Genomic DNA, 2,060 nt, shown 5'->3' on the forward strand with positions numbered 1-2,060 from the left:
GTGGTGTACTGGGCTTGCAGATTGAGGAGGTGGCGCTGGTCGAAGGAGGAGAGAGAACGTTCCGCTGTCAGGTCGAGCCAGTCCTGCGCGATCTGCGCATTGGCAGGAGATGAGGAAGCTGCTGAAAAATCAGTTTGCGAAGCGCTGGATTGATGTCCCTGACCGCCGAGCATGGCGTCGTCGTCGATTGATTTTGAGTAGGTGTAGAGGAGCGATGCAGCAAAGCCTCCGCGAAGGCGGCGACGCAACTGAAGCTGGCCGGATTGGCGCGTTGAATTTCCGCCGGAGGTCTCGTATACGAATCCGGCAGAGCAAAGGGGGCACGGATTGGTCGCACCGAGGGGATAGCTGTTGGGCAGGAATTGCTGAACGCCGTGCGTTCCTTTTACACCGAGGTAGGTTGCCGTCATTTGCAGTGCCCACGGCAGGTCGCGCTGGATTGAGGCCTGCCATGTTTGCGCGTAACCTACGCGAAAGTTGGGATCGATGCCGAAGACTTGAGGCGTTGTGATGCCGCACTGTGTGAAGCCATTGGCGAGAGTGAGTGGGCAGTCTGCGCTGTTCTGCTGTTTTCCGCTTTTCGAGAGCGGGGCCTGCTGCGCTAGTTGAAGTACGGGAGAGAGGTACACCGACGTGTCGTGATAGATGCCGTAGCCGCCGCGGATGACGATTGTCGATGCGGGAATGGGGCGCCACGAAAGTCCTACGCGCGGTTCGAATCCAAGGTAGTCAGGGCGCACGAGAGAAGTTGGGTAGGTTTGGCCGGTTACGGGCCCGACTGGATCTGAAGAGAGTACAGGTGCGACCTGCGTGAATCCTGAGGTCACGTCGAGGTTCACGAGGCGATCTTGCGTTTCAGTCATGGGCGCGCCGTACTCCCAGCGCGCGCCGAAGTTGATGGTGAGGATTGGCAATACGCGCCAATCGTCAGTGGCGTATGCGTCGTAGACTGTCTGGCGGAAATATTTATCAGCGTTGCCAAAGGCAATCGAGGTGGTATCGGGGATGCCGATGAGGAAGTCAGCAAGATCTGATCCGGTTGTTGATCCGGTAAATGTGAAGCTGCCGCGGGGGTCTTGCTGGAACTGATCGTTGTACTGCTGCTTGCGGAGATCGCCGCCCGCCGTGATGTTGTGGTGGCCGTGATAGAGGCCGATCGAGGCTGAGAAACCGTCGGTGCGATTGCGATTGAAGGCGCTTTGCGCGTCGGAGAGCGCTGCGATTCCGCTGGAGAAGTTTAGCGCCGGAGGGCCCCAGTTCGCGGGAGTCTGATCGTTGCCGGCGATCCCGGCTTCTCCGGAAATGTTTGTCTTGTTCTGGAATTCGGGGACCACCTGCGTACGCAGACTGCTGAAGTGATAGCCGGCGTAGAGGAAGAGGTGCTGATTCAAGCGGTGCGACCAGTTGACATTCGCGTTGAACCCGAGCGTGTTTGTGGTGTCGACGAAGCTGAAGAGATTGACATCGTCGGCACGGATGCTCTGGAAGTTGAAGTTGCCATAGAGCTGATCGCGCTTGCCCAACGTTTTATCGAGGCGCGATTGCAGACTGTCCTGGTGACTGGCATTCAGCACGGGAATTTGGAAATTGTACGAAGGGTTACCGGTGATGTTGGGCAGTGGATAAAGCTGCAGCAGGTATGCTGCCTGCGGGCTTACGGGGAAGGTTGTGCCGTCAATGATTCCGGCTCTCTCTTCCGGCGTGGGGACCAGTGCTGAATTGGTTTGTGCCGTGTTGTTGCGCGTCCACTGATAGCCGACAAAGAAGTTTGGTCCGCGTGGGAGCAGATGTGGAATCTTGAGCGGCCCACCCAGCGTGAACCCAAGGGTGATGCGATTGTAAGAAGGCTTTGGAGTTTCAAATCCGGTGAGGGAGTACGGCCGCGCGTTCAGCAGTGCGTTGTCGAAAATGACGCCGAAGCCGCCGTTGTAAAGACTCTTGCTGTTGTAGCGGCGATTGCCGAAGGCCTGATTCAACGAGAACTGAGAAGTAGCGGCGTTGTTGACGCTGCCGTTGACAAGGAATCCGTCGGAGCTTTGCTGATTCGCATCGTCGGGCGG

1 protein-coding gene is annotated in these 2,060 nt (G+C 57.6%); it reads right to left on the reverse strand.

Translation table 11 applies throughout. The features are described from left to right. Window positions 1-2,060, reverse strand: a 2,060-nt coding sequence (locus WA354_RS18885; RefSeq protein ID WP_472814570.1) for an outer membrane beta-barrel protein, incomplete at both ends; no start/stop codon positions are given.

It is taken from the genome of Occallatibacter sp. (assembly GCF_049802275.1).
Lineage (GTDB): Bacteria > Acidobacteriota > Terriglobia > Terriglobales > Acidobacteriaceae > Telmatobacter.